Below are 20,029 nucleotides of genomic sequence, written 5' to 3'. Positions count from 1 at the left end.
AAAACCGCAAGTGAGCGCGCTGACCAGCGCGAATAGGCTACACAGACTCCCGCTGAGCGCGGTTGCGAGCGCGCCGCTGCAGCCCCCACCGCAAGGCCAGCGCCACCGCCAGCACCACCGGCATCAGGATGTAGGCGTCGCCGAGAATGTTCTGCCACACCTTCCAATGCAGCTCGACATTCCGGCCGTTCGGCAAGATCAGCAACACGCAACTGACGAACACGAACGCCACCAGGAACGTCCCCAGCCACCGTTTCCACGCGGTCGCCGGGGTGGTTTTCGGCAGCCTGGACACCAGGAGCACGACCAGCGGCGCGACCCAGACCCAGTGGTGCGTCCAGGAAATCGGCGAGATCAGCAGAATCCAGAACGCCGTGACGAGCAGCGCGGCCAGCGCCTGTCCGCGCCGGTGGAAGCGGAACATCAGCCACAGCGCCGGAATCGCCAGCACCAGGCCGATGACGGTCGCCGCGCTCGAGGCCCACGGGGCCAGGTCGGTGGCGCGGTTCATCAGTGCGTTCAGGGACTGGTTGCCCGCCCAGTGCACCGGGCCGATCCGGCCGGTGTCGGGCAGCGTTTTTGTCCAGTATTTCCACGAATCGTGCGGATTGATCAGGAACAGCAGCGCCTGCATTCCGACGAAAGTCGCCAATCCGCGCAAAGCGTCTTTCCAGCGGCCGGTGACCAGCAGGTGACCGAGAAAGACGATGGGCGTCAGCTTGATCGCGGCCGCGAGCCCGACGAGCACGCCGCCCCAGCGGCTGCCGCGCGCGCCGATGACGAGCATGTCCAGCAGGACCATCGCCATCAGGATCAGGTTGATCTGCCCGAGGAAGATCGTCCGCCACACCGGTTCCAGGCCGAGGAAGACCAGGAAGAACACGATGGTCGACCGCGCGGGCGAGGCCCACCAGCGGGGTCCGTCGGCGGCCGGGCGGGGCAGTGCGCCGATCGCGATCCGCACCGACAGCGCGAGCGCGCCCAGCGACACCACGGTCAGGAAACCCCACGCGACCTGCACCGGAACGAGCGCGAGCGGCGCGAACAGCAGCGCCGCGGTCGGCGGGTAGGTGAACGGCAGCAGCGCCCAGCCCGGTTCGGTGGGCAGCGTGTTCGCGTCGTAGAGGTTGTCCCCGCGCAGCAGCTGCAGCGCGCCTGCCCGGTAGACGGCGCTGTCCACGCCGAGGTTCCAGTCGTGCGCCCAGCCCCAGAACCCGACCGCGATCGCGAGCAGCGGGAACACCGCGAAGATGAGCATCGAACGCGGGCGCACGGAGAGCCGTGCCAGAGATCGGCGCAGAGCCAGCCGGGGCTGCCCGGATCGATTCACCGGAGCTTCGCCGTCGGCAGCGGAGGGTACGGTCCTGGTCACCACACCAGGAAAGCACGAACGCGGTAATGCTGGTCGGGAAGGGGGACCGGGGCTCAGCTGTGCGCCAATTCCGTCAGCAGTTCGCAGGCCCGCTCATGGGTCCCGGGCAGCCGCACCGCCGACACGAGCGGACGGGCGACGTCGCGCAGCTGCGGGTCCACCGAAAGGCGTTCGTTGAGCGCCCTTCGCAACGCGACCCCGCGCGTGGCCAGGCGTTCGTTGCGTTCGGCCAGCACCGCGACCGCGGAGGGACCGATCGTCGCGTAGCACTCGCCGGTGTCGAAGACGGCTCGGACAGCGTCCGCGGCGAGGATCATCGCGGTCAGCCGGGGCCAGCCGGACACCGCCGTCAGATCGAGCGACACGGTGAGCAGCACGTTCGCTTCGTTGACGCCGCCGCGGTAGATCTCGCCGAGCCGCGTCCGCAGGTACGCCGCGGACGGCAGGCCGGTGAGCGGGTCGGTGACTTCCGTGTGCACGAGCTGGTCGGTGGCGACGTCGGCCCAGGCCAGCGCGGTCACGCGCAGCAGCCGGGCAGGCGTGGCGTCGACGTCCGGTGCGACGAATCCGTCGACCGCGTCCGGGTCGGCCAGCACCGCGTGCAAGGCGGCCAGGTCGGACAACGTCTCCGACAGCCCCGCTCCCGCCGCGGCCCGCGCCCGGCCGAGTCCGGCCAGCGCGTTTTCCGCGCCGGTCGAGCCGTGCCGCACGACTGCCGCGCACACCGCGTCCACTTCGGGCAATGCCCAGTCGCTCGGGAAACGCCAGCCGGCCGCGAGGCTGGCTGTTCGCCAGCGAGCTCGCAATGCCCGCAAATGGCGGTCCCGCTCGAACCGCGCACGCGTCTCGTCCCCCGACGAGTCGCCTGCGGAGCCGAACCGCGCCCCGGTCGCCGGTACGTCCACCGAACCCCCAGCTCCTTCCGGTACCTGTCGATCTTGTTCCCCAATCACGGAGGGGACGCGGCGGAACTCCCCTCGTGACGCGTTTTCCCCGATCTTTTTCGGCTAATCACCAGACGAGGAGGTGAACTCACTGCGCCTACTGAGGCATCTGTCGGACCACGGCGTGACGAGTGTCGCCGCATCCGTCACACTTGGTGTGCGTTGTAGGGAGTAAGGCGCGTGGAGTCCGCCGCGCGCGCAGCCTTAAAGGAGCCCCGTGTCCACCGTTCCCGCCGATCTCTCCGGTAAGAGTGACGCCGAGCTGATCGCAGAGGTCCGCGCGGGAAAGATCGCGTCCTACGGTCCGCTCTACGAGCGGCACAGCGGTGCCGCGCACAACCTCGCCCGCCAGCTCGCGCGGTCCAGTTCGGAGGCCGACGACCTCGTGTCGGAGGCGTTCTCGAAGGTTCTGGACACGCTGCGTGGCGGGAAGGGCCCGGACAGCGCCTTCCGTGCGTACTTGCTTACCGCGCTGCGTCACACTGCGTATGACAAGACCCGCCGCGACCGCCGGATCGACCTCAACGAGGACATGAGCGACGTCGGCGGGGCCGCCGGCGAGGCGCTCACCGTGCCGTTTTCCGACACCGCCGTCGCGGGCCTCGAGCGCACGATGGCCGCGAAAGCGTTCGCGCGGCTGCCGGAACGCTGGCAGGCAGTGCTGTGGCACACCGAAATCGAGCAGCAGAGCCCGGCCGAAGTCGCGCCGCTGCTCGGGCTGACCGCGAACGGCGTGTCCGCGCTCGCCTACCGCGCCCGGGAAGGCCTCCGGCAGGCGTATCTGCAGGTCCACCTGCAGGAAAACGGCGCGGACCGCTGCCGCGCGACGGCCGAGCGGCTCGGAGCCTGGACGCGCGACGGGCTGTCCAAGCGCGAACGCTCCCAGGTCGAAAACCACCTCGACGAATGCGACGAATGCCGGATGCTGGCGGCCGAACTGGCCGACGTCAACGGCAGCCTGCGCGCGATCATCGCCCCGATCGTCCTGGGCGGTGCCGCACTCGGTTACCTGGCCACGATCGGTGCGGCCAAGGCGAGCGCGGCTACCGCCGGTGCCGCCGCGGTCGGTGCTGGCGCGGCTGCGGCAGGCGGAGCCAAGGCGGGCGCGGCGGCAGCTGCGTCCGCGCCTCGGCAGTTCGCTGGGGTCGCGATGTCTGGGGCTGCGATGGTGGCCGCGGTTGCTGTTGCGCTGGCTGCTGGTGGCGGGACACAGACCATTCCGGCTGCTCAGCAGGCACCCGCGCCGCCGGCCGCTGCGCCGGCACCTGCACCTGCGCCGAAGCCCGCTCCTCCGGCCGCGCCCCCGGCTCCGCAGGCCCCTCCGCCTGCTCAGCCCGCGCCTCCCGCCGTGCCGCCGCCTGCGGCACCACCGGCTGCTCCGCCTGCGCAGCCGCCAGCTCCGAACCCCGCTCCGCCGCAGCTGTCCGCGGCTATGCCGCCGGGTGGGGTCGAACTCCAACCGGGCGGCGGGGCGGTCGCGCTGCCGATCACCGTGCGCAACGACGGCGGTTCGGTGTCCGATCCGGTCCAGGCGACGTTGAACCTGCCGCCTGGCGTGCAGGCGGTCGGGGCGAACGGCGGCGGCGCTGTCGGCGCGTACTCCAGTGAGGCGGCCGCACAGTCCGGGCCGATGCAGGTCGCGTGCCCGGGCGGCACGGGGACGGTCACGTGCAAGACCGGCAGTGGGTTGCAGCCTGGGCAGTCGGCTGTGCTGATGTTCCGGCTGAAGGCAGACGAAAACGCGAGCGGCGGCACCGTGACCGGTTCGGTCACGGCGGGTGCTTCGGTGAACGTCAGTGTCCGCGTTCAGGTGAAGGTCAAGGCTCCGAAGGACGATCTCTCGCTGAAGGCTTGGGCGCTCGGCGCGCCGTGGAAGCTGAAGCCGGAGATCCAGGCCCTGGTGTACAACACCGGGCAGAGCACGAAGCCGGTCACGATCACGTTCGACCACAGCACCGCCTGGCAATTCGGCTTGGAGAAGTTCGATTGCACGTCTGGTGAGACGAGCACGAGCTGCACCAGTGCCAAGCCACTGGCTCCGGGCGAAAAGGCGGACCTGCTGGTGAAGGTGGACCGCGAGCCGTTCGAAGGCCCGCTCACCGTCACCGTCAACGCGTCGCTTGGCGGTGCCTCGGCGAAATCGGTGCCCGTAGCGCTCGGCTGCTGGTTGGACATGTGCCACGAGCCAACGATTGGGCCGTGGTCGTCCACGTCGGTGCCGTTGCCGACGACCTCGACGAGCCACACACCGAGTTCGTCGAAGCACCCGAAGCCGAGCATCACCCCGCCGACCTCGACGTCCCCCGACGACGAGACCCCGGACCCGACGTCGAGCAGCCCGTCGACCACCACGAGCGCGCCGCCGGACCCCAGTTCGAATGGCAAGCCCGGCAAACCCGGTAACCACGACAACCGTCCGCCGTCGGTCGAACCCCGGGGGTTCTTCAGCTGGTTCACGGAGTAGCGTCCGCGAGGTGCGCGAACTCCTGGCGAAGCACCGTGAGCTGGTCCGTTTCGCCCTGGTCGGCGGCACGAGCTTCGTCATCACGCTGACGATCACGTACGTCCTGAAGTTCACCGTGCTGCGGACGCATCCGGTCACGGCGCTGATCGTCGGCGTGCTGGTCGCCACGATCTTTTCCTACGTCGCGAATCGGGAGTGGGCCTTCCGCACTCGCGGCGGACGGGAGCGCGCGCACGAGGCCGCGCTGTTTTTCCTGATCAGCGGGGTCGCGCTCGGGCTGAACGCGTTGCCGCAGTGGGTTTCGCGGTATGTGCTGGACCTGCAGGTGCCGCACGTGAGCCTGGTCGGCCAGGAGTCCGCCGACTTCGTGAGCGGGATGATCATCGGGACCCTGCTCGGGACGCTGTTCCGCTGGTGGGCCTTCAAGAAGTGGGTTTTCCCTACGGAGGGCGCCCGGCCGGAACCGGGGCGGAATGACAATCCGGATATTCCGGACCGTAAGGCCGCCTGAGACCTGCCGTGACCTCGAATTCTCTAGACTGCGATACGTGACCGTCGTCGAAACCGTGCTCGCCCGCACCCCCGAGCCATTGCGCTCCGTGCTCGTGAAGCACCGGGAGCTGCTGAAGTTCGCGATCGTGGGCGGCACGACCTTCCTGGTCGACAACGGCGTCTGGTACCTGCTGAAGCTCAGCGTGCTGGAGTCGAAACCGACCACGGCGAAGGCGATCGCGATCATCGTCGCGACGATCGTGTCGTACGTCCTCAACCGCGAATGGTCGTTCCGCACCCGCGGCGGCCGCGAACGCGCCCACGAGGCGACGCTGTTCTTCGTGATCAGCGGCGTCGCGGTGGTGGTGAACCTCATTCCGCTGCTGATCTCGCGCTACTGGCTGCACCTGGAAGTGCCGAACGTGTCGCGCTTCGTGCAGGAGGTGGCGGACTTCGCGAGCGGATCGATCATCGGCATGCTGCTGGCGATGGTGTTCCGGTTCTGGGGGTTCAAGAAGTGGGTTTTCCCGGATGAGCTGGGGGAACGGCGGAAGGACGGGGTCACCCGGCTTCCCCGGTGACCCGGCTGGCGCTGTTCGACCTTGACGACACGCTGACCGATCTCAGCGGGGCGTTTTCCCGCTGGGCCACGGAATTCGCCGGACAACACCGGCTCCCGGACGACGCGGCGGCCTGGCTGATTTCCGCACGGCGCGAAGGGCCGATGGACCGGTTCTTCGCCGAAGTCAGGCAGAAGTTCGAGTTGGCCGAGCCCGCTGAACAGCTGTGGGCGAGCTACCGCGCGAGAATCCCGCAGCTCGTGCAGCTCCACCCGCATGCGCCGGACGATCTCGGTACTTTGCGCGCTGCCGGATGGCGAATCGGCATTGTCACCAATGGGATGCGGGACAACCAGTTAGCGAAGCTCCGCCGCACCGGTCTCGCCGAAGCAGTCGACGGTTACTGCATTTCCGACGCCGTAGGCCTGCGCAAACCGGATCCGCGCATCTTTCGTCGCGCCGCCCAAAACTGCGGAACCACGCTGTCACCCGACGATTGGCTCATTGGCGACAGCCCGCGCCTCGACATCGCAGGCGGACATAGCGTCGGAATTCGCACCCTCTGGATCAGCCACCACCGCGTGTGGCCGCAAGATCAGCAACCACCGCACCGCACCGCAACCCACCTGCGGCAAGCCGTCCGCATCCTGCTCAGCGAGGAACCGGCTCCGCGGGCCACTGCAATTCACCCACATCATCCGGGCGCGGGACCTTCAAGAACAGACTGAAAATCGCCGGACGCTTATTCGACAGTTCCAGCCGCCCGCCATCCGCCTCGACAAGAGCGCGCGCCAGCGCCAAACCCACTCCAGTCGAACCACCGCCGGAAAACCCGCGTTCGAAAATGTGCGGCGCGATTTCGTCCGGCACCCCAGACCCGGTGTCCGCGACCTCGATCACCACGGTCCCCTCCGCATCACCACGGCGGGCGGACAGCGTCACGGTCCCAGCGCCGTGGCGGAGGGCGTTGTCCAGCAGTACCCCGATCACCTCGCGCAAACGTGCCGGGGTCACGCGCACCATCAAGCCGTCGGCGACCTTCAATCGCAAGTTCCGGCCCTCGACTCGCAGCAGCTGACGCCATTCCTCCGCAACCGCGGGCAGCGTCACCGGCAGATCGACGGGCTCGGCGTCCACCTCGCGGGCGGCGCGGGCGGCGGCCAGCAGTTCGTCCAAGGCTTGGGCTAGGCGGTCCGCTTGCTCCTGCGCGGCACGGGATTCCTCCGCGACGTCCGGGTCTTCATGACCGGTCAGAGGTTCCAACCGGAGCTGCAGCGCGGTCAACCGGCTCCGCAGCTGGTGCGAGACGTCCCCGACCAGCTGCCGTTCCCGTTGCACGAGCTGCGCAAGGGCGGACCCGGACGTGTCCAGGGCCTCCGCGACCATGTCCAGTTCAGCCACGCGGTACCGGCTCGGGTCGGGGCGGAAATCGCCACCACCCAGGCGGGACGCGCGGTCGGCGACGTGCCGCAAGGGTTTCGCCAGGCGCCGCGCGGTCACTGTCGCCACCACCGTTCCGGTACCGACCGACAGGACCACCAGCAGCACGACCAGCAGCGTCACCTGCGTCTGCTTCGTGCGGACCGGACCGCTTGGGATTGCCAGCATTACCGTGCCGCTGCGGGCGGTCGGAACTGATTCGACCACCGGGTTCGGACCGGGGTTCGCGCCGAGGTGTTTTTCGCTGAAGCCCTCGGCGCGCACGATCAGCATGCCGCCCTCGGGAACGCCGACGCGAAATTGCTCCAGGTCGATTTCCTGGCCGTTCGCGACCTGCGTGTCGACCGTCGCGGCGATGTTGCGGGCCCGTTCGGCCAGGCTTTCCCGGTTGAGGTTCTCCACCAACCGCCACGCGGTGACGCCGAGCGGGATGCCCAGCACGGCCGCGGTGACCAGCACGGCGAGGAGGATCGCCAGCAGGATCCGGCGGCGCATGCTCATCGGCGGCTACTCGACATTGAACCGGAACCCGACGCCGCGCACGGTCGCGATGCGCCGCTCGGCGTCGGAGTGCGCCGGTTTCGCCTGCCTGCCCGCCGCCTCGTCGGCGGCGACCGCGAGTTTGCGGCGCAGCCAGGACATGTGCATGTCGAGGGTCTTCGACGTCTTGGACTCCAGGTCGTTCCACACCTCGGCGAGGATTTCGTCGCGGCTGACGACCTGCCCGGCCCGGCTCATCAGCACGCGCAGCAGTTCGAACTCTTTGTTCGCCAGCTGCACCTCGTGCGAGTCCACTGTGACCAGTCGCGCGCCGAGATCCATCCGGACGCCGCCCGCTTCCAGCACCTCGGGCACCCGGCGGCGCAGCAGCGCGCGGATCCGCGCGAGAAGTTCCGCGAGCCGGAACGGCTTGGCCACGTAATCGTCCGCGCCCGCGTCGAGGCCGACGACGAAATCGACCTCGTCCGTGCGCGCGGTGAGCATCAGCACCGGCAGTTCGGTGCCGCTCGCGCGCAATCTGCGGCACACCTCCAGCCCGTCCATCCCGGGCAGCCCGAGATCGAGCACGAGCAGGTCGACGCGGTGCGCGGCGGTCGCGGCCAGCACCGCCGGCCCGTCGGTGACGACCTCGATCTCGTACCCCTCCCGGTGCAGCGCGCGGGACAGCGGCTCGGCGATGGCCGGATCGTCTTCGGCAAGTAGGACCATGCTCACCTGGCCAACCTTACGGCGAACGGGCGTGAAACCATCGTGACCGTGCCTGCCTACTCGGATGACCTCGTTCTCGCCACCCGGCTGGCGGACGCCGCCGACGCGCTGACCACTGCCCGTTTCCGTGCGCTCGACCTCGCGGTGTCCGCGAAACCGGACCGCACTCCGGTGACCGACGCCGACACGGCCGTGGAGGACGCGATCCGCGAAATCCTCGCCGCCGAACGGCCCGGCGACACCGTCGCTGGCGAAGAACGCGGCGGCACCGCGGGCAGCGAAGGCCGCGCGTGGGTGATCGACCCGATCGACGGGACCAAGAACTTCCTGCGCGGCGTCCCGGTGTGGGCGACGCTGATCGCGCTCGTCGAGGACGGCACGCCGGTCGTCGGCATGATCAGCGCACCGTTGCTGGGCCGCCGTTGGTGGGCTGCTCGCGGCGAAGGCGCGCACCTGCGCGACGCGGCGGGCGAACGGCGCATGTCGGTGTCGAAGGTGGCGACGCTCGGCGACGCCTATCTGTCCACGACGGACTTGAACAGCTGGACCGAGTACCACTCCCGCGAGAAGTACCTCGCGCTCACCGAGGCGTGCTGGGAGTCGCGCGCGTTCGGCGATTTCTGGAGCCACTGCCTCGTCGCCGAGGGCGCGATGGACGTCGCGGCCGAGTGCATCGTGAATCCGTGGGACGTCGCCGCCGCGCAGGTGATCGTGACCGAGGCGGGCGGCCGGTTCACCGATCTTTCCGGTGCGGAGACCTACGAGGGCGGCTCAGCGCTGTCCACCAACGGCCTCCTGCACGACGAGGCGCTGGCGATCCTGCGCCGTCAGTGAGCGCCGGGCAGCACGCCGACCGCGCCGCGCGCCACCTGTGACCAGGTCAGCCTGCCGAAGAGGTAGTGGCAGGCGACCTGTTCGGAGGTGAACGCGGCCCAGTCGTAGCGGTTGCCCTGCTCGCGCCAGAACACTTCCCAGCCGCCGTCCGCGGTCGGCAGCAGGCACCACGTGTTGTCCGCCTCGCGGCCGATCGACACCACTTCTTCGGGCACTCCGATGACGTCCAGCCACTTCCGGATCGACTGGGTGTTCATCGTGCCTCCCGCGTGACGTCAACCAGGAATCCCAGCGTGACCAGTTCGTCCGCGGAGAGCACCGCACGGTAGCGGATTCCGCCGCCCGGCCCGTCGAACCACTCCGCCGACGTGGCCTGCCACACCGGCATCGGCTTCAGCACGCGATAACGGCGGTAGCCGGAACGCAGCGCGGCGGGCGGCAAAGCGCGCTCCGCGAACGGCGTCCCGTCCGGCGCGAACACCCGGCCGTGATCGCTGCCGAAGCGGTCCAACAGCGTGTTTTCCGGCAATACCACCGGATTCGGCTCTTCGACGCAGCCCTCCGCGGGCGGCCACACGTATTCGGCGCCGACCACGAACCGGCGCTCCCACTCCGGACCCTCCGGCGGCGCATAGCCTTCAGTGACCGCCTGGGGCGGCTCCGGATCCACCGGCGGCGCGGGCGAACGGCGGAAGCCCTGCTTGACGTACCCGAGCACCGCGGCGTCGTCGAGCAGCGCCGATTCCGGATGGTCGAACAGCGGACGCCGGGCGACCCCGTCCGAGGGCAGCGGCAACTGCCGGTCCGGACGGTCCGCGGCCACCGGCAAATGCCCGAGCGGGAACATGTGCACGGCGAACAGCGCCAGCACGCTTTCCCGGTCCGTGCGCGGAGAACCGACCGGCGGACGGCTGTGCGCGGGCAGCACGCCGGTGCCCGCGGGCGGGGTGGGCACCTCGTCGAAGCCGCGTTCGAGCAACCCGCCGTACTGCGCGGGCACGCGCACCGGGCCGGTGGCGACGTCGGTGTCTGCGGGTTCGGGTCGGTCGGACACTGGCACCCTCTTCTCGGTCGTGCCGGCACCGGGTCGGACGCCTGCTCGCGACGAAAGGTTCCGCGCGAGCGGGAAACCCACCTTATCGGGCGACGGGGATGCGCCGCCGCACCAACGCGCGGGCCGGGCCGCGCTCCTCGACCAACTCGAATCCCGCGTCGGTGAACATGCCGGTCGTGCCGTGGTAGAGGTCGGCGGCGGAACGCTTCACGTCCGACACCGGATATCCCTCGACGCTTTCCGCCCCTTGTTCGGCGGCGTAGTCGACGGCGGCCCGCAGCAACGCCGTCGCCAGCCCGCGCCGACGGCCGCGCCGGTGGATGTAAAAGCAGGTCACCGACCAGACCGCGCCCGGTTCGTCCGACGCCATCACGCGCGACCGGACCAGCCGCGGATTGTCCTTCCGCGGCGACACGGCCACCCAGCCCAGCGGTTCGCCGTCGATGATTCCGAGCAGCCCCAACGGTTTCCCGTCCTGAGCCTCGCTACGGACATGCTCCTTGCGGCCCTCGCGACCGGCGGCCTTGTAGTCCGGACCGCTGAGCCGGAAGAACGAGCACCAGCAGCCGCCCTGCACCCCGCCCGGGCCGAAGAGCCGTTCGAACAACGGCCACGTCTCCGCCCCGAGCGGGACGAACTCGGGAGTGCTATCCGGCAAGCGCGTTCACAACCCGCGACGGCGACGGACGGCCCAGCTGCCCGGCCATCCACACGCTGGTCTCCACCAGCTTGCCGAGGTCGACGCCGTGCTCCACGCCCAGCCCTTCCAGCAGCCAGACCAGATCCTCGGTCGCCAGGTTGCCGGTCGCCGACTCGGCGTACGGGCAGCCGCCGAGACCGCCGGCCGACGAGTCCACAGTAGACACTCCGGCGCGCAGCGCGGCCTCGGTGTTGGCCAGCGCCTGGCCGTAAGTGTCGTGGAAGTGCACAGCGAGCGCCGAGGTGTCGCCGAACGCCTCGATCAGCCGGGTGACCTGGTTCGTGGTGGCGACGCCGATGGTGTCGCCGAGCGAGAGCTGCGAGCAGCCGAAGTCGAGCAGCCGCTTGCCCGCGCGCACGACCTGCTCCGTCGCGACCACGCCTTCCCACGGGTCGCCGAAGCACATCGAGAGGTAGCCGCGGACTTCGAGGCCCTCCTTGCGGGCCCGTGTGACCACCGGTTCGAACATGGCGAACTGGTCGTCGAACGTCGAGTTCAGGTTGCGCTGGGCGAAGGTCTCGGTGGCGCTGGCGAAGATCGCGATGTGGTCGACGCCCGCGTCGAGCGCGCGGTTGAGGCCGCGGTCGTTCGGCACCAGCACCGGGTAGCGGACGCCGTCGTGGCGGTCGAGCCCGGCGAGCAACTGTTCGGCGTCGGCGAGCTGCGGCACCCACTTCGGGTGCACGAAGCTGGTCGCCTCGAGAGTGGTCAGCCCGGCGCCGGCGAGCCGGTCCAGGAATTCGAGCTTGACCTCGACCGGCACGACCGAGCCCTCGTTCTGCAGCCCGTCGCGCGCCCCGACCTCCCAGATCTCGACCCGCGGCGGCAATCCGCCCGCGGGGACCCGTTCCGGCAGGCCGACCTCTCGAGCACCCACGTCAGCGTCTCCTTCCGCGCGGTTCCCGGCCGCGCGGGGGCAGAGGTTCGGTGTCCTGCGGACCGGGCGCGCCGTGGTAGTCGTCGTAGGGATTGTCGTTGACTTCGCGGTAAATGACCGTATGCACGTGCTCGACGTGGGGAATGTCATCGAAGCGCAGCGGCTCGTCCGAGGCCGACTCGATGATGAGCGTCCCGCAGCCGAAGATCCGGTCCATCAAGCCGTGCTCGAACTGCACGCTGTTGATCCGCGACAGCGGGATGTCGATGCCGGTGCGCTTGAGCACGCCCTCGCGCGCGATCAGCCGGTCGGTCGTCACGATGAAGTGCGTCGTGCGCCAGCGGACCAGCGGCGCGAGGAACAGCCACACCACGAGGATCAGCGCCACCGCGGCGACCGCGATCATCGTGACGTTGTTCCACGGCCCGGCGAAGTCCTTGGCGACAATGAGCAGCCACACCGCCGCGCCGACGGTGATCACGAACGCCAGGAACGGGAAGATCAGCATCTTGAAGTGCGGGTGGCTGTGCACCACCACGCGCTCGTTCTGGCTGAGCAAATCGTCCGGATAGGCCACGGCGGGCGCTCCCCTGCGAATGTGTGCCGATGTGGTGGATCCACCGTACCGGCGCTGGCCCCGCGCGGGCGCGCCCGTTCCGGTCAAACGGGGCGGACGTGCACCACATCACCGGCGAAAACGGTCAGCCGCCGCCCGTCGGCGACGTCGACCTGCAACTGGCCGGACGCGTCGAGGTCCGCGGCGCGTCCGGTGAGCGTCGACCCGTCCGGCAACTGGACCTGGACGTCCTGGCCGAGCGTGGCGCACCGGGCGCGGTAGTCGCCGAGCAGTCCGGCCTCGGTGAGGTCTCCGCCCGCGGTCCGCCAGCGGCGTTCGAGGTCGTCGAACCTGGTCAGCAGGCCGAGCGCGATCTCGGTGCGGTCGGTGGTCGTCGCGCCCTGCTCGGCGAGCGAGGTCGCGGGCAGGCCGCCCGGACCGGCCGGGACGTCGTCGCCGAGCGGCAGGACGTTGAGCCCGATGCCCAGCACCACGGCCGCGTCGTCGGTGCCGACGGCCTCGGCGAGGATGCCCGCGCACTTGGCCCGGTCCGGCCCGGCGAGCACGTCGTTAGGCCATTTGAGGGCGACGTCGACGCCCAGATCGGTGGCGAGCGCGTGCACTGCGAGACCGGCGACCACGGACAGTGAGCCGAGCGCGGAGAACGGCACGCCCGCCGGGCGCAGCGCGATGCTCAGGTACAGCCCGGCCCCCTTCGGCGAACTCCACGAACGAGCCCGCCGTCCCACGCCGGCCGTCTGGTGTTCGGCCAGCAAAACGGTCCGGTCCTCGGCACCTTCGGTGAGGGCTTTCCGCAGGTCAGCGTTGGTGGAACCGGTCGTCTCCACGACGTCGAGGCGGGCGTAGCGGCCGCCGAGTCCGTCCCGCAGCCGCGCCGCGTCGAGTTCAGCCATGTGCCCACAATATGAGAGTCCCCCTAACGTGCAAGCCGTTCGCTCGTTACCCAGAGGTGCGCTCTTCTAGATTGGACGCCGTGACGCCGGAGACCCCCACCGCCGACGCGCCGCAGAAGCCCACCTGGGCTCGTGGCGCGCTGTATCGAGGGCTCGTGGCGTTGCCGCTGGTCGCCGGGCTCGCCACCGCGGGCTGGCTGGTCGCCGGACGCGATCAGCCCGCTCCCGTTCCGGCGCAGGCCGCGCTCACCGCGCCGGTGCCGACGCAGACCGTCAGCGGTCCGTCGGTGCTGCAGGCGAGCGCTCCGGTGCAAGCGCAGGAACCGGCACAGGGCGCGGCTGGCGGAGGCGGCGGTCCCGCTCCGCTGCAGAAGTGGGCGGATTCGCTCGCCGGACCGTTGGACATCCCGGCCCCCGCCTTGCTCGGCTACGCGAACGGCGAGCTGACCATGCGCAAGGAGCGCCCGGACTGTCACCTGTCGTGGGTCACTCTGGCGGGTCTCGGCGTCGCCGGAAACAACCACGGCCGTGGCGACGGTGCCGCGATGGGGCTTTCGACGCCGCAGTGGAAGAAGTACGGCGCGCAGATTCCCGGCATCGCGAACCCGGCGCTGTCCGACCCGTCTGCCGCGTCCGTCGCCGCGGGCCGCGCACTCTGCGCGAGCGGCGTCGACCTGTCCGCGGGCAACGGCTGGTGGAAGGCGCTGGCCGGGTACGAGAACGGCAGCGGCATGGAGCTGTTCCGGCAGCGAGTGCTCGGCTACGCCCAGCTGTACGCGACGCTTTCCCTCGACCCGGCGAAGTCGAACGCGCCGTCGGTGCACGCCGCGCGGTTCGCGCTCGGCCAACTCGGCCTGCCGTACGTGTGGGGCGGCAACGGCCCCGACGCGGGCGCGGCCGGGTTCGACTGCTCGGGTCTCACCAAGGCTTCCTACGACAGCGCCGGGGTTTCCCTGCCGCGCACGGCGGACAGCCAGTACCGCTCGGTGCCGCCGGTTCCGGGCGGACAGGAACCGCAACTGGGCGACCTCGTCTTCTACGGCAGCCCGGCGCACATCCACCACGTGGGGCTGTATCTCGGGAACGGCCTGATGATCAACGCGCCGACCGAGGGACAGGCGATCCAGATCCACACGTTCCACCGGCCCGGGGACGATTACGCCGGGGCGGGGCATCCGGCGAACTGACGTCGAGCCTCACGACCAGCGGCAAAATTCCCGTTTCCGCACGCAGCGCCCGTCTGTCGCTTATGCTCCCGAGCATTCTTCCTGACGGGAAAGGCGCACCATGTCCGCTCGCATTCTCCCCTTTCTGGCCGTGGGCGCTGCCCTTCTGATCGCCAGCTGTTCCGGCGAAAGCGGCGGCACCGCTTCTCCCGCGCCCTCGTCCGCACCCTCCGCCGCGCCCGTGTCTTCTTCGGCCGCAAAGCCCTCGCCGTCGACCTCTGCCGCGCCCTCGTCGTCGGTTGCCGAGGCCACCGGCGGTGACGCGGTCGAGCGATACGAAGCCTTCATGCACGCCGCGGGCAAGGAGGACCTCGCGACGGTCTGCGAGATCGCCGGTCCGGCCGCCAAGAAGGCGGAGAACGAAGGCATGGGCCCGTGCGAGAAGACGATGCCGATGGCGTTCCAGCTGATCTCCCCGACCCAGAAGAAGGCCCTGCAGACCGCCACGGTCGACCGGTCCAAGATCAAGCAGGGGGCCAAGCGGGTGGAGATCCCGGCGCGCGCGGTGAAGGCGTCGGTCAAGTTCACCGACAGCGACCTCGGCGACGCGGTCATGGAGAATCGCGGCGGCAAATGGTACGTAGTCGACTGACCCAGTGCGCGGCACCGGCTCGGCGGGCTACTTCGGCGGCCTTGCGATAGTGCTCGTCGGGCGGCAATCCCAGCCGGACGGCCAGTTCGCCCAGGTAATAGGCGACCGGCCCTAGCGTCACCATGCCGGAACCCGCACCGGCCAGTTCGTTCTCCGCCGGGATCAGGCGCTCGTACAGCTCGCGCGCGTCTCCGGTCGCGACGGTGAGGCAAGCGCGCAGTTCCAGGAACAAGTCCGGGCGATCCGGCGGCAGCGTAAAGTCCACTGTGGACTCAAGGCCGTGCTGGACGTAAAGGCAATGTCGGGCCAACGGCAGCAGACCACGGTCCACTCCGGACATTCCGCTGCCGGACAACCTGGCCGCGGCACTGCGATAGGCGGCTTCCGCGGCGGCGACCGAGCCGGTGACGGCCAGGCGGAGCGCGCGGTACCAGTCGGTGAACACGCTGACGAGCGGGAGGTCGTACTGCTCCCCCAGCCGATCCGCTGCAACCGCGTGTTTGTCGGCGGCGACGAAGTCGGCGAGCGCTGAGCGGGCTTGCACCAGCACGAGGTGACCGAGCACTTCGAAGGTCACCAATCGGTGCCGGGCAGCGAGTTCGACCAGTTCTTCGCCGATCCTGGCGCGTTCCGGGGCCAGGCCAGCGCGGGTGAAGGTCTGCGTCCAGCGTGCGTTCAACGCCAACGCCAGCAGCGCCGGATCCTCGGCGGACCGCGCCAGTTTCTCCGCTTCGACGGCCGCGTCGTGGGCACGTTGACCGCCTTCGTTGCGCAGTTCCAACGCGATGGTCGCGAGCAGCCGGGCGCGGACGAGCGGGTCGGTGGCGTGGACGTGTTCGGCGGCGTCGGCGATGCGGCGGGCCAGCGTGGGATCGTCGTTCTCAGTCCAGATTCCTGGCACGTCGAACGCGGTCAAAACCCGGATGGTCAACGTGGTGTCGGCACCGGCGAGGTCCAATGCCTCGGCACGGTAGCGGCGCGCCGCGGCCAAAGACCCGGTGAACGCGGACGTCCGGGCGAGACCCATCAGCAATTCGACGGTACGCGGGCCTTGCGCCAACGCGGCTTGCCAGAGTCGAAGTGCTTCGTGCGGCGCGAAATCCCGCTCGGCGCGTTCCGCCGCTGCTTGCGCATAGGCGGTGCCGCGATCGTCTCCAGCGAGCAGGAAGTGGTGCGCCAGCAAGGAAATCTCGGACGGTCGGCGGCTCGCCAAAGCCTCGCCGACTTCACGGTGCAGCTGGGCGCGCCGAGCCAGCGAAAGGTCGTCGTAGACAGCGTCGCGGACTAGCGCGTGCGCGAAGCGGAAAGCCCGTGGGCCGCTTTCGGTCAGAAACCCCGCCTGTACAGCGGTTTCCAGCTCATCCAGGACGTCGCCGAGCAAGCCGAGGTCGACGTCCGCTCCGATTACCGCGGCTTTTCCGAGCACCGCGCGCACATGGTCGGGCAGCGCGGCGATTCGGTTCCGGACGACGTCGCGTACTCCGTCCGGCAAGTCGCCTTCGGCATCCCAAGCGCGAGCTAGTTCCTTGACGAAGAACGGATTTCCGCCAGACCGTCGATGAATCACCGCCGCAGATTCGGCACCGACCAACTCGGCCACTGCCTCGACCGAAAGCCCGCTGAGGTAAAGCCGAACCGGGTCGGCGCGCGCAAGCCTTCCCAACGCAGCGGTCAGTTCCGCGGAGACTTCGGTCGTCCGATACGTCGCGAGCAACAACACTGGAGCCGCGGTCATCGACGTCAGCAGCGCCAGAGTTTCCTCGCCCGCCCACTGCAAATCGTCCAGTACGAGCAGCAGCGGACCCTGGCGCGCCACCTCCGCGATCCGCGCGGTCATCGCCTGATGCCACTCGAACCGCGCCACCGCCGGATCGCCACCCGCAGACCGCGGCGGGACCGGTTCGCCCAGCGCGGCGAGAATGCGCGTCCACGGCCAGGCGGGCGGCACCCCGGCACCGTCCGGATTCATTCCCCACGCCGTCGTCCAGCCCAGCCGCGCGGCGAATTCCTCGACCAGCGCGGTCTTTCCCGCGCCCGCCTCGCCGGACACGAGTACGAGCCGGAATCGCTTGCGGTCAACGACTTCCGCCGCGACTTCGGCAAGCCGCGTCAGCTCCGCGTCTCGCCCGGCCAACCGGCCAGGAACCGACGGAGCCAACTGCGGAGCTTGCGCGAGAATATCCTGCTCCACTTGCCGCAACGCCGGTCCAGGATCGACGCCCAACTCCGCCGCCAGCCCGGCCCGCGCTCGACGCAACGCCGCAAGCGCATCACCCTGACGTCCGGCGCGATACAACGCGAGCGCCAGCAACCGCCAAGCTTCCTCGCGCAGCGGATGAGCGTCCACAAGGGACTCCAGATCCGGTACTGCCTCGGCAGCGCGGCCGAGATCCAGCAAGCCAGCCGCCCGTCGTTCCAAGGCGAGTAACCGAAGTTCGTCGAGCCGAGCCCGTTCGGCGCGCGCCCACGGTTCGTCGGCGAACTCCGCATACGGCTCTCCCCGCCACCAGCCGAGCGCCTCATCCAGCTGCGCGACCGACGGCGTCCCGCGCAGCAACGCCTCGAATCGCCACGCGTCGACCTGCTCCGGTTCAGCACGCAGCGCATACCCAGGCCCGGCGGTGACCAGCAGTTTCGCGGGCGTCCGCGGCGGTCGGTCCGGTTCCAGCGAACGCCGCAGCGCGCCGACGAACGTCTGCACCGCGCCGACCGCGCCCGCTCGCGGCTCGGTCCACAACGCGTCGACCAGCGCGTCCGTCGAAACCACCTGTCCGCGGGCGACGAGCAGCCGCGCGAGCACCAGGCGATGCCGCGGGCCGGGCAGCGGCACCGGCCCGCGCGCGTCGTGGGCCGCCAGCGGGCCCAGCACCGAGAACGAGATGGTCATCAATTCGTACTGTAATCAGCTCAGTCGGCGCTGATCGGTTGCTGATCGGCCCGGCGCACGCTGGGTCGCATGAACTTCGACTACCAGCGGGTGCCCGTCGCCGACGGCGTGTCCCTCAACGTGGCGGTCGCGGGCTCCGGCTCGCCAATCGTCCTGCTGCACGGCTTCCCGCAGACCCACCTGATGTGGCGGCACGTCGCCGCCGACCTCGCCGCCGACCACACCGTCCTGTGCCCGGACCTGCGCGGCTACGGCGACAGCGACAAGCCCGCCGACGCCGGCGAGACCTACTCGAAGCGCACCATGGCCGCCGACGTCGTCGCGCTCGCCCGCGCCTTCGGGCACGAGCGCTTCGCACTGGCCGGACACGACCGTGGCGCGCTCGTCGCGATCCGCGCCGGCCTCGACCACCCGGACCACGTGTCCCACCTGGCCATCCTCGACGTGCTGCCGACGCTGGACATGTGGGACGTACTGCACGGCGTCAGCGCGGCGGTCGCCTTCCACCTCTACCTGATGGCGCAGCCGCCCGGCCTTCCCGAGCAGCTGATCGGCGGCGCGCCGGACGCGTTCTTCAGCTACTTCCTCGACCAGTGGGGCGCGGACCCGGAGTCCATTCCGGCCGACATCCGCGCCCGGTACCTCGAAGCGAGCCGGAACGCCGTCCCGTCGATCGTCGCCGACTACCGCGCTTCCGCGGGCATCGACCTCGAACACGACCGCATCGACCGGGACGCGGGCCGCCAATTGAAGATGCCGACGACGGTGCTGCAGCAGGGCTGGGGCGACGCGCTTGGCTTCGACGCGGCCGCGCTCTGGCGCGCGTGGGCACCGGACCTTGTGCACGAAACAGTACACAGTGGACATTTCATGGCCGAGACTTCCCCTGCCAGCGTTACGAAATCCCTGCGGGACCTGCTCGCGCGCTGACCCTTCGAAAGTCGTGCCCCGGACGAGTGGTCGCCAGTAATTCACCCACCGACCGCCCTCCGGGACACCTTCTCCGTGGCACGGTCTATGCCGCTCCCACCTGAGCGCATTTCCCGACCGATCTTGGAGGACCTGTGTTCCGCAAGCGGATCGTGGCCGCCGTCGCGACGGCAATTCTCGGTGCGGCAACCGCCGCCCAACCAGCCTCAGCAGCGGCAACCGTGCCCACCTTCGACCACGTCGTGCTCGTGATGTTCGAGAACGAGTCGTCGACGTCGATCGACTCGACCACCGCGCCCTACTTCGCCTCGCTCGCCGCGCAGGGCGCGAACTTCACCGACTCCCACGCGCTCACCCACCCGAGCCAGCCGAACTACGTCGCGCTGTTCTCCGGCGACACCCAGGGCGTCACCGACGACACCTGCCCGCAAAACCTCGGCGCGGTGGACAACCTCGGTTCGCAGCTCGCCGGCGCGGGGAAGACCTTCACCGGTTACTCGGAGTCCATGCCGTCCGACGGTTACACCGGCTGCTCGTCCGGCGAGTACCGGCGCAAGCACAACAGCTGGGTCGACTTCTCGAACGTGCCCGCGTCGAGCAACCTGCGCTACTCGCAGTTCCCGTCGGACTACTCGCAGCTGCCCAGCGTCTCGTTCGTGACCCCGAACATGTGCAACGACATGCACGACTGCTCGGTCGGCACCGGCGACACCTGGCTGAAGAACAACCTCGACGGCTACGCGCAGTGGGCCAAAACGCACAACAGCCTGCTGATCGTGACCTTCGACGAGGACGAAGGCACCTCGACCAACCAGATCTACACCAGCTTCACCGGCGCACACGTGAAGCAAGGCGACTACTCGGAGACGATCAACCACTACACCGTGCTGCGCACCATGGAGGCCGCCAACGGTCTCCCCGGCATCGGCAACGCGGCGAACGAGACGCCGATCACCGACGCCTGGCAGTGACGCGCGC

Annotated in this window: 20 protein-coding genes; 9 read left to right on the top strand and 11 right to left on the bottom strand. The window is 69.6% G+C overall.

The genetic code is table 11. The features are described 5' to 3' along the window. Positions 1 to 37: 37 nt before the first annotated feature. Entirely contained in the window at positions 38 to 1,372 is a 1,335-nt protein-coding gene (locus tag ACWDNU_RS17675; protein WP_370940339.1) for a glycosyltransferase 87 family protein, read from the bottom strand. Between the two features lie 53 nt (positions 1,373 to 1,425). Then, the gene (locus tag ACWDNU_RS17670; RefSeq protein ID WP_370940340.1) at positions 1,426 to 2,277 is read right to left on the bottom strand and encodes a GGDEF domain-containing protein; all 852 of its coding nucleotides are present in this window, start codon (positions 2,275 to 2,277) and stop codon (positions 1,426 to 1,428) included. A gap of 256 nt (positions 2,278 to 2,533) precedes the next feature. Here ACWDNU_RS17670 and ACWDNU_RS17665 point away from each other — a divergent pair, with 256 nt between their 5' ends. The 4 genes from ACWDNU_RS17665 to ACWDNU_RS17650 are packed head-to-tail and all read left to right on the top strand — an operon-like array spanning position 2,534 to position 6,560. Further along, positions 2,534 to 4,780, top strand: a complete 2,247-nt coding sequence (locus ACWDNU_RS17665) for a sigma-70 family RNA polymerase sigma factor (RefSeq protein WP_449669627.1) — start codon at positions 2,534 to 2,536, stop codon at positions 4,778 to 4,780. Between the two features lie 10 nt (positions 4,781 to 4,790). Next, on the top strand, positions 4,791 to 5,291 hold the full coding sequence (locus ACWDNU_RS17660) for a GtrA family protein (RefSeq protein ID WP_370940342.1): 501 nt from the start codon (positions 4,791 to 4,793) through the stop codon (positions 5,289 to 5,291). Between the two features lie 37 nt (positions 5,292 to 5,328). Continuing rightward, complete coding sequence (locus ACWDNU_RS17655; RefSeq protein ID WP_344288785.1) at positions 5,329 to 5,853, top strand: GtrA family protein; 525 nt, start codon at positions 5,329 to 5,331, stop codon at positions 5,851 to 5,853. Beyond that, a complete protein-coding gene (locus ACWDNU_RS17650) occupies positions 5,850 to 6,560 on the top strand; it encodes an HAD family hydrolase (protein ID WP_449669626.1) in 711 nt (236 codons plus the stop codon). Before ACWDNU_RS17655 ends, ACWDNU_RS17650 begins: the two co-directional genes overlap by 4 nt. Here the strand turns inward: ACWDNU_RS17650 and ACWDNU_RS17645 are convergent. Together ACWDNU_RS17645 and ACWDNU_RS17640 are read right to left on the bottom strand one after the other, a co-directional pair. After that, positions 6,484 to 7,767: an ATP-binding protein gene (locus ACWDNU_RS17645; RefSeq protein WP_370940568.1), complete on the bottom strand. Its 1,284-nt coding sequence runs from the start codon at positions 7,765 to 7,767 to the stop codon at positions 6,484 to 6,486. The two genes, ACWDNU_RS17650 and ACWDNU_RS17645, sit on opposite strands and share 77 nt — an antisense overlap. Positions 7,768 to 7,779: 12 nt before the next feature. Continuing rightward, positions 7,780 to 8,481 (bottom strand): response regulator transcription factor, encoded by a 702-nt coding sequence (locus ACWDNU_RS17640; protein ID WP_009072764.1) that lies wholly within the window; start codon positions 8,479 to 8,481, stop codon positions 7,780 to 7,782. Positions 8,482 to 8,523: 42 nt separating this feature from the next. Between ACWDNU_RS17640 and hisN the strand changes: the two genes are divergently transcribed. Beyond that, entirely contained in the window at positions 8,524 to 9,315 is a 792-nt protein-coding gene (gene hisN / locus ACWDNU_RS17635; RefSeq protein WP_370940343.1) for a histidinol-phosphatase, read from the top strand. On the opposite strand, the gene ACWDNU_RS17630 is transcribed toward hisN, so the two are convergent. The 6 genes from ACWDNU_RS17630 to ACWDNU_RS17605 all read right to left on the bottom strand — a co-directional run bounded on the left by ACWDNU_RS17630 (position 9,309) and on the right by ACWDNU_RS17605 (position 13,416). Further along, positions 9,309 to 9,572, bottom strand: coding sequence for a hypothetical protein (locus tag ACWDNU_RS17630; RefSeq protein ID WP_354745346.1), 264 nt, complete (start codon positions 9,570 to 9,572; stop codon positions 9,309 to 9,311). The genes hisN and ACWDNU_RS17630 overlap by 7 nt on opposite strands. Further along, positions 9,569 to 10,369, bottom strand: a complete 801-nt coding sequence (locus ACWDNU_RS17625; RefSeq protein ID WP_449669625.1) for a TNT domain-containing protein — start codon at positions 10,367 to 10,369, stop codon at positions 9,569 to 9,571. Before ACWDNU_RS17625 ends, ACWDNU_RS17630 begins: the two co-directional genes overlap by 4 nt. Positions 10,370 to 10,451: 82 nt before the next feature. After that, positions 10,452 to 11,027 carry a GNAT family N-acetyltransferase gene (locus ACWDNU_RS17620; protein ID WP_449669624.1) on the bottom strand — a complete coding sequence of 192 codons (576 nt, stop codon included), beginning with the start codon at positions 11,025 to 11,027 and terminating at the stop codon, positions 10,452 to 10,454. Continuing rightward, positions 11,017 to 11,946 carry a hydroxymethylglutaryl-CoA lyase gene (locus ACWDNU_RS17615; protein ID WP_406640933.1) on the bottom strand — a complete coding sequence of 310 codons (930 nt, stop codon included), beginning with the start codon at positions 11,944 to 11,946 and terminating at the stop codon, positions 11,017 to 11,019. The genes ACWDNU_RS17620 and ACWDNU_RS17615 overlap by 11 nt, the downstream gene beginning before the upstream one ends. Position 11,947: 1 nt before the next feature. Next, positions 11,948 to 12,523 carry a PH domain-containing protein gene (locus ACWDNU_RS17610; RefSeq protein WP_370940347.1) on the bottom strand — a complete coding sequence of 192 codons (576 nt, stop codon included), beginning with the start codon at positions 12,521 to 12,523 and terminating at the stop codon, positions 11,948 to 11,950. Between the two features lie 83 nt (positions 12,524 to 12,606). Beyond that, entirely contained in the window at positions 12,607 to 13,416 is an 810-nt protein-coding gene (locus ACWDNU_RS17605; protein WP_370940348.1) for a biotin--[acetyl-CoA-carboxylase] ligase, read from the bottom strand. 80 nt (positions 13,417 to 13,496) lie between these two features. Here ACWDNU_RS17605 and ACWDNU_RS17600 point away from each other — a divergent pair, with 80 nt between their 5' ends. Next, on the top strand, positions 13,497 to 14,603 hold the full coding sequence (locus ACWDNU_RS17600; protein ID WP_449669623.1) for a C40 family peptidase: 1,107 nt from the start codon (positions 13,497 to 13,499) through the stop codon (positions 14,601 to 14,603). Positions 14,604 to 14,733: 130 nt separating this feature from the next. Next, positions 14,734 to 15,234, top strand: a complete 501-nt coding sequence (locus ACWDNU_RS17595) for a hypothetical protein (protein ID WP_449669622.1) — start codon at positions 14,734 to 14,736, stop codon at positions 15,232 to 15,234. Here ACWDNU_RS17595 and ACWDNU_RS17590 read toward each other — a convergent pair. After that, positions 15,194 to 18,121, bottom strand: coding sequence for a BTAD domain-containing putative transcriptional regulator (locus tag ACWDNU_RS17590; RefSeq protein WP_449669621.1), 2,928 nt, complete (start codon positions 18,119 to 18,121; stop codon positions 15,194 to 15,196). The genes ACWDNU_RS17595 and ACWDNU_RS17590 overlap by 41 nt on opposite strands. A 69-nt stretch (positions 18,122 to 18,190) precedes the next feature. Here ACWDNU_RS17590 and ACWDNU_RS17585 point away from each other — a divergent pair, with 69 nt between their 5' ends. After that, positions 18,191 to 19,051, top strand: coding sequence for an alpha/beta fold hydrolase (locus ACWDNU_RS17585; RefSeq protein WP_449669620.1), 861 nt, complete (start codon positions 18,191 to 18,193; stop codon positions 19,049 to 19,051). Positions 19,052 to 19,272: 221 nt separating this feature from the next. After that, positions 19,273 to 20,022 carry an alkaline phosphatase family protein gene (locus ACWDNU_RS17580; RefSeq protein ID WP_449669619.1) on the top strand — a complete coding sequence of 250 codons (750 nt, stop codon included), beginning with the start codon at positions 19,273 to 19,275 and terminating at the stop codon, positions 20,020 to 20,022. Positions 20,023 to 20,029 lie beyond the last annotated feature (7 nt).

The organism is Amycolatopsis sp. NPDC003676, assembly GCF_053587275.1.
The sequence above is the reverse complement of the archived record's forward strand: the minus strand, read 5'-3'. Positions and strand labels throughout refer to the sequence as shown.

Coding starts and splice junctions, on each gene's coding strand:
- ACWDNU_RS17645 (WP_370940568.1), bottom strand. CDS start 7,767: ATGCGCCGCCGGATCCTGCTGGCGATCCTCCTCGCCGTGCTGGTCACC.
- ACWDNU_RS17640 (WP_009072764.1), bottom strand. CDS start 8,481: ATGGTCCTACTTGCCGAAGACGATCCGGCCATCGCCGAGCCGCTGTCC.
- ACWDNU_RS17630 (WP_354745346.1), bottom strand. CDS start 9,572: ATGAACACCCAGTCGATCCGGAAGTGGCTGGACGTCATCGGAGTGCCC.
- ACWDNU_RS17605 (WP_370940348.1), bottom strand. CDS start 13,416: ATGGCTGAACTCGACGCGGCGCGGCTGCGGGACGGACTCGGCGGCCGC.
- ACWDNU_RS17590 (WP_449669621.1), bottom strand. CDS start 18,121: ATGACCATCTCGTTCTCGGTGCTGGGCCCGCTGGCGGCCCACGACGCG.
- ACWDNU_RS17585 (WP_449669620.1), top strand. CDS start 18,191: ATGAACTTCGACTACCAGCGGGTGCCCGTCGCCGACGGCGTGTCCCTC.